Raw genomic sequence first — 6677 nt, forward strand, 5'->3', positions numbered from 1 at the left:
AGCGGCCATCCTGGAGGCGGGCGCTGCCGCGCTCGCCGAGGTCGCCAATCTGGCGACGGCCGGACCTATGTGTGTCTTCGACCCAGCCTCGGGCATCATCGACGGCACTGGATGCGCGGGCGCGCAGGTCCTGCACGGTGTCGGTGACGCGCTCGCGGGCGTCCTGCGCCGCATCCGCAGCGCGGTCCTTCAGGTCCCCTGCCTTCGATTGGGCATCCGCCGCCCGTGACTTGAGGTCGTCGGCAACGGACGAGGCCTTCGAGCCCTCGTTCTGAATGCTGTGGGTCTGCGTGCCGCCGGTATGCGTCGAGGCGGTGTAGGTGCCCGGGGTCGGCGCGCTGTGAAGCGGCCCCTCGCCCTGTCCACCTCGGGGCAGGCCCGCCGCGAGGGCGATGTCGTCGGGGAGCGAACGATGCTCGTCTCCCGGCTTCTGCGTGGAACTCATGGAGCACTCCTGAAGGTCGGCGATGATGTTCGGGGGACCGGGGCACGAGGCCCGGTCGGTCGATGTGGGCTCAGATCTGCGCAGCGTTCGTCAGGTCCTTGACCGGATGCTGGGTTGGCAGATCGGGATCGTAGATGCGGTCGGCGCCCGTCGTGGTGACCGGCAGGCCCTCGGCCGTCAGGCGGGCGCGGCTGGGGATCACGGGAACCTTGCCGTCGCCAGACATGCGATGGATCAGCCAACCCACGCCCGCCGCGATCAGAAGGACCGGGACCGGATTGCGCCGAACCGCTTCCAACGCCCCGTCGTAAGCACCGCTCAGAGGGGTCCGGCGGGCATTGCCCAGCATCTCGTCGACGATGCTGGAGACGGAGAGCCGCTCCTGGATCTGGTCGATGGTCTGGTCGAGGCGGGCACGGCTCGCCTCGATATCCTTCTCAAGCTCGTTCAGCGACTCGGTCATCCCGACACCCTCTCAGACAACGTACGGGCGTCCTCGCGAACCTGACGGGAGGTCCGGACCGGCGCCAGGGTCGACAACGACATGGCGTTGCGTCCGATCAACGCGAGAGCCACCGCGACCACGAGGAGAACGCCGCCGACGATCAGGGCCGCGAGAGCCTCGGAATGCACCACCGTGGCGAGCCACTTCACCAGAGCGTCCACGAGGACGAAGAGAGCGACGACGCCGAAAACGGCGGCACCGACGAGCAGGCCGAGCCCGATGAAGAGCGACCTGACGTTGCTCGTCATTTCGTTGCGGAAGAGGGCGATCTCCTTCCGCGCAAGTTCATTCGTTTCCCGCAGGGCGTCGCCGATCAGGCCCTGGATGCTGGCTTGTGGGCCGGTGGTCATCCAACGATCCTCAGAGACGGCGGTCGGAGTAGCTGTCGTTCAGCGGCGTCACGCTGGTCGACTTGATGAAACGCGCGACGACGAACCCGGTCAGGAACGTCGCGACCGCGACCGCGACCGGCGCCTTGCGCGCGAAGGCCTCGGCATCCTCGTAGAACTCCGAGAAGCTGCGCTTCTCGATCGAGGTGCCGAGATGCTCGAGACCCTCGGCGGCGCTGTCGAAGAAGGCGCGGATGTTGGGCTGAGCCTCGAAGGTCTTGCTCGACTCCCGAACGGACTTGGCGAGATCGCTGACCGACCGGGCGGCGTCGCCCTTTCGCTGGTCGACATAGTCGGTGGCGTGCGCGCGGGCGGCTTCGACGAAGCTGCGGCCGCGCTCGGCCGCGACATCCGCGATCCCCTCGACATCGCCACGCAGGGCCTTCCATTCGGCCGTCGGGTTCACCGGCTCCGCGCCCGTCGGGCTTGGGGATTGGTTTGCGGTCACGGAATAGCTCCTCGGTAGAAGGTTGGCGACGCAGACTGTTGCGACGTTTCAACACCCTCGGCAGAGACACGGTTCCGCCTGCGCTCCCAACTGGCCTGTAGATCGCCGATGACCCGGAACGACGTGGTCGCGACAAGTGCTGGAGCAGTTGGCGGCAGTGTGCGGCGGATCGACATGCTCGGTTGGCGTCGCCAGCGGCGGGCATCGATCCGAAAGACGCCGAAACGGTCCCGCCAGGTGCCGGCGCACGGGCTGATCCGAGGCAAATGGTGCCGCGGACCATGTGCCTTTGCCGTGAAACGCGAACATTCATCCCTTGACCCGGGGAGGTCGAACGCGCTTGGCTACGGCGACGGATCGCGCTCGGCTTCCGCGCGTTCACCCAATGTATCAATCTGGTCGCGCGCTTTAACCTGCGTGAGACCTGTGAGGACCGGAGCCGGCTTCGTGGCACGTCTCGTCATCGTATCGAACCGCGTCGCAATCCCCGAGGAAGGGGGCAAGGCCGTGGCGGCCGGTGGCCTCGCTGTCGCGGTCAAGGAAGCCTTCACCGCCTATGAGGGGCTCTGGTTCGGCTGGAGCGGAAACGTCGTCGAAGACCCCTCGACGGAACCGACGCTGATCGATCGTGGGCGCGTCAGTTACGCTGTGGTTGATTTGTCACCGCAGGATCATCGCGAATACTATAGCGGGTTCGCCAACCGCGCGCTCTGGCCCATCATGCATTATCGCCTGGGCCTCGGGGCATTCTCTCGCTCCGATTACGCCGGGTACCAGCGCGTCAACCGTATTTTCGCCCGCGCGCTGGCTAACCTGATCGAGCACGACGACATCATCTGGGTCCACGACTACCATTTGCTGCCCCTCGCCTCGGAACTGCGCGGTCTCGGGATCGCGAACCCGATCGGCTATTTCCACCACATCCCGTGGCCGGCGGCGGACGTGTTCAACACCCTGCCGGCCAGCAACGAATTGCTGCGCGGGATCGCGGACTACGACCTGATCGGCCTGCAGACCGATCCGGACGTCCATAACCTCACCCGCAACCTGATCGACGAGTTGCGCGCGATCCCGCTCGGCGGCGGCTCGCTGATGGTCGATGGCCGTCGCACCCGCATCCGCAGTTTCCCGATCGGCATCGACGTGGCGGGCTTCAAGGAGGCGGCGGAAAATGCCGGCTCGAACCGCGTCGTGCGCGAGACGATGGCGGGCCTGCGGACGCGCAAGCTTCTCATCGGCGTCGACCGCCTCGATTATTCGAAGGGCGTGCCCGAGCGCATGGAAGCGGTGGAGCGTTTCTTCGCGTCCAATCCCGATCAGCGCAGCAACGTCGTCTATATCCAGATCACCCCGAAGTCGCGCACCGAAGTCCCCGAATACGAGGAACTCAGCCGCGAAGTGAACGAGAAGGTCGGCCACATCAACGGCACCCTCGGCGAGCCGAACTGGACGCCGATCCAGTACGTCACCAAGGCCTATCCGCGCCCGGTGCTGGCGGGCCTCTACCGCGCGGCCCGGGTCGGCCTCGTGACGCCCATGCGCGACGGGATGAACTTGGTGGCCAAGGAGTACATCGTCGCCCAGTCCGACGAGGATCCAGGTGTGCTCGTGCTGTCGAAGTTCGCGGGCGCGGCGCGGCAATTGCCTGAAGCCCTGGTGGTCAACCCTTACGACCGGTTCGAGGTGGCGGAGGCGATCCGCACGGCGCTCTACATGCCGCGCGGCGAACGCCTGGAGCGCTGGAAGCCGATGGTCGAGCGCATGAAGCGCGAGGATGTCGACTGGTGGGCGCGCAACTTCATGTCGGAACTCGAGAACTTCCGGACGATCGAGCGTGAGCCGCCCCGTGCCGCAGCCGCTGCGGAATAATTCTCCGGCGTCGCCCCGCGGCGCCTAAAACCCGGGACGACGTCAGCCTCTTGATCGCATCGGACAATATGATCGGCGTCGAAGACGGCGTGCCGGCACCCCTTGGCGCGCATTTCGACGGGCGCGGCGTCAATTTCGCCCTGTTTTCGCAGAACGCGACCGCCGTCGATCTCTGCCTGTTCGATGCCGGCGAGCGGCACGAGGCCCGTCGCATCCGCCTGCCGTGCCGCACCGACGACGTCTGGCACGGCTACCTGCGCGGCGTCTTTCCGGGTCAGCTCTACGGCTACCGGGTCCACGGACCCTGGGACCCGGCGCATGGACACCGCTTCAATCCAGCCAAGCTCCTGCTCGACCCCTATGCGCGCGACATCCAGGGGCGCATCCGCTGGCACGATTCCCTCTACGGTCACCGTCGCGGCATCCAGCGCGAGGATCAGATCGACCGGCGCGACAGCGCCGCCTTCATGCCGCGCGGCATCGTCACGCCGCCGGAACTGCCGGATCTCGCGGTGAGCCCGGTGCGCCGGCCACTTTCGCAGACCGTGATCTACGAGGCGCACGTCAAGGCTCTGACGCAGACCCACCCGGACGTGCCCGAGGCGGCGCGTGGCACCTACGCTGCCCTCGCCCATCCGGCGATCATCGAGCACCTGCTGAAACTCGGCGTGACAGCGATTGAATTGCTACCGATCCAGTCCTTCGCCGACGACCGTTTTCTCGTCGAAAAGGGCCTGGTCAATTTCTGGGGCTACTCGCCGCTGAACTACTTTGCCGCCGATCCGCGCTATCGGGGACCCGCCGGCATCGGCGGGCTGCGCGCGGCGATCCGCGAACTCGCCGCCGCCGAGATCGAGGTCATCCTCGACGTCGTCTTCAATCATACGGCGGAGGCGGATCACACCGGCCCGACCCTGTCGTTCCGGGGCATCGACAACGCGAGCTACTACAAGCTCAACCCGGACAACCCGCGCCACGAGGTGGATTGCACCGGCTGCGGCAACACCCTCGACCTCGACCATCCCCGCGTGATGCAGATGGTGCTCGACTCTCTGCGCCACTGGGTGACGGCCTACGGCGTCGCGGGCTTCCGCTTCGATCTGGCGAGCAGTCTCGGTCGCAACCCGCACGACTTCAACCCGAAATCCGCTTTCTTCCAGGCGGTGGCCCAGGACCCCGTCCTGGCGCATGTGAAGATGATCGCGGAGCCCTGGGACATCGGCGCCGGGGGGTATCAGCTCGGCGGCTACCCACGAGGGTGGAGCGAGTGGAACGACCAGTTCCGCGACAGCATCCGGGGTTTCTGGCGCGGTGATCGCGCCACCCTCGCCAAGGTCACACAGGGGCTCTCGGGCTCCCGCGAGATCTTCGCGGCCTCCGGCCGCTGGCCGCTCTCCAGCATCAATTTCGCGGCCTCTCATGACGGTTTCACGCTCGCGGACGTGGTCGCCTACGAGGAGAAGCACAATCTCGCCAACGGTGAGGACAACCGCGACGGTCACGGTCACAACCTCTCGCGCAATTACGGGGTCGAAGGCGAGACAGACGATCCGGCGATCCTGACGTTACGGGCCCGCCAGAAGCGCAACCTGCTGGCTACGGTATTCCTCGCGCAAGGCGTGCCCATGCTGCTGATGGGCGACGAGCGCTCGCGCAGCCAGGGCGGCAACAACAATGCCTACGCCCAGGACAACGCGACGAGCTGGATGGACTGGGAGAACGATCCCGATCCGAGCCTCACCGCCTTCGTCGGCAATCTGACCCGCCTTCGGCGCGAGCAGCCCGCCCTTCGTCGGCGCGATTACCTCGCCGGCGTCCTCGTGGGAGACGGACCTCTCCGCGATGTGCACTGGTTGGCACCGGGTGGTGCCGAGATGTCGGGAGACGATTGGGGCGACGATCACCGCCAAGCGTTCGGCATGCAGATCGGCAACGACCTGCCGCAAGCCGACCGGCTCCTGATCCTCGTGAACGCCGCGGAGACGCCTTGCGACTTCACCCTCGCTCCGGTCATCGGCGGTCCTTGGAACCTGATCTTCGATACCACGCGGCCGACCGGTGCGGTGCCGGCGGGGCAAGCCCTGTTTCCGCCTGGGGCCGGCGTGCGTCTGGAAGCGCGCGCGGTCTACGTCCTGCGCGCGCGGCCGGCGTCGGCCTATAACCGCTGACAGGGCGGCATCCGCTTTGAGGACGGGGCCAAACCCATTCAGGCCGACTGGGGCTCCCGGCGCAATTCATGGCGTGCCTGCGCCAGGAATTCCTCGCGCTCCGTCGTGGTCAACGGCAGGACGGGTCGGCCATGGATCGCGTCCGCGATCGCGGACTCGTCGTCCCAGCAGCGCTCGCCGTGGTCCTTTCGGGCGAAGTTCAGCTTGGCGCGGGCCAATACCAAGTGCGTGTCCGGCTCGCTCATTCGCGTCTCCCGAGATCTGGTGTTCGCTCCGAAGGCCGGCTTGCAAATGTCGGACCCGCGCCGGCCGGCGGTGCGGCGCACAAAACTCTTTCGCGCCTCGGTTGTCGCATCCCCGCCACGCCTTACCTCGACGGTGACGGTTGAGGGAACAACGGCGAGCGCGCGGGCTTCTGGAAGGTGCGGCGGACGCGGTCGGCACCCTGGCGAACTCGAGACACGGAAGATGGTGGCCTGATGCGGCGTGCCCACAGCATGGCCTTCGGTAGCGAAGTGCTGAAGGACGGGGTCCGGTTCGCCTTCTGGGCACCGACCGCGAAGGACGTCGTCCTGGTCGTCGACGGAACCGATCATCCAATCCCCGAGACCGGCGACGGATGGCGCGAGGCCACGGTTTCAGGCGCCAAGGGCGGCGCCCGCTACGGCTACCGCATCGACGGTGATCTGGTGGTGCCCGACCCCGCGTCGCGCTTCCAGCCGGACGACGTCTCGGGTCTGAGCGAGGTCATCGATCCGCGCGCCTACGAATGGACCGACACCGAGTGGACCGGGCGTCCCTGGGAAGAGGTCGTGCTCTACGAACTGCATGTCGGGACCGCGACGCCGGAGGG

6 protein-coding genes and 2 pseudogenes are annotated in these 6677 nt (G+C 66.8%); 3 read left to right on the forward strand and 5 right to left on the reverse strand.

Annotated features, from left to right (window positions below; genetic code table 11):
- From JWQ05_RS12690 to JWQ05_RS12705, 4 genes and pseudogenes are all read right to left on the reverse strand, one after another.
- A pseudogene (locus JWQ05_RS12690) lies at window positions 1–445 on the reverse strand (hypothetical protein); the annotation flags it as partial.
- Between the two features lie 70 nt (window positions 446–515).
- Window positions 516–908, reverse strand: a complete 393-nt coding sequence (locus tag JWQ05_RS12695) for a DUF3618 domain-containing protein (RefSeq protein ID WP_299658807.1) — start codon at window positions 906–908, stop codon at window positions 516–518.
- Window positions 905–1300 (reverse strand): phage holin family protein, encoded by a 396-nt coding sequence (locus JWQ05_RS12700; RefSeq protein WP_299658808.1) that lies wholly within the window; start codon window positions 1298–1300, stop codon window positions 905–907. Before JWQ05_RS12700 ends, JWQ05_RS12695 begins: the two co-directional genes overlap by 4 nt.
- A 10-nt stretch (window positions 1301–1310) precedes the next feature.
- On the reverse strand, window positions 1311–1787 hold the full coding sequence (locus JWQ05_RS12705; RefSeq protein WP_299658809.1) for a hypothetical protein: 477 nt from the start codon (window positions 1785–1787) through the stop codon (window positions 1311–1313).
- Window positions 1788–2234: 447 nt separating this feature from the next.
- Between JWQ05_RS12705 and JWQ05_RS12710 the strand changes: the two genes are divergently transcribed.
- Complete coding sequence (locus JWQ05_RS12710; RefSeq protein ID WP_299658812.1) at window positions 2235–3656, forward strand: trehalose-6-phosphate synthase; 1422 nt, start codon at window positions 2235–2237, stop codon at window positions 3654–3656.
- A gap of 68 nt (window positions 3657–3724) precedes the next feature.
- Window positions 3725–5824, forward strand: coding sequence for a glycogen debranching protein GlgX (gene glgX / locus JWQ05_RS12715; RefSeq protein WP_299658810.1), 2100 nt, complete (start codon window positions 3725–3727; stop codon window positions 5822–5824).
- 38 nt (window positions 5825–5862) lie between these two features.
- Here glgX and JWQ05_RS12720 read toward each other — a convergent pair whose 3' ends face one another.
- Window positions 5863–6069 (reverse strand): hypothetical protein, encoded by a 207-nt coding sequence (locus tag JWQ05_RS12720; protein ID WP_299658811.1) that lies wholly within the window; start codon window positions 6067–6069, stop codon window positions 5863–5865.
- Between the two features lie 234 nt (window positions 6070–6303).
- Between JWQ05_RS12720 and JWQ05_RS12725 the strand changes: the two are divergent.
- Window positions 6304–6677: pseudogene (locus JWQ05_RS12725) on the forward strand (malto-oligosyltrehalose trehalohydrolase); the annotation flags it as partial.

Origin of the sequence: Methylobacterium sp. (assembly GCF_028290105.1) — a bacterium.
GTDB lineage: Bacteria > Pseudomonadota > Alphaproteobacteria > Rhizobiales > Beijerinckiaceae > Methylobacterium.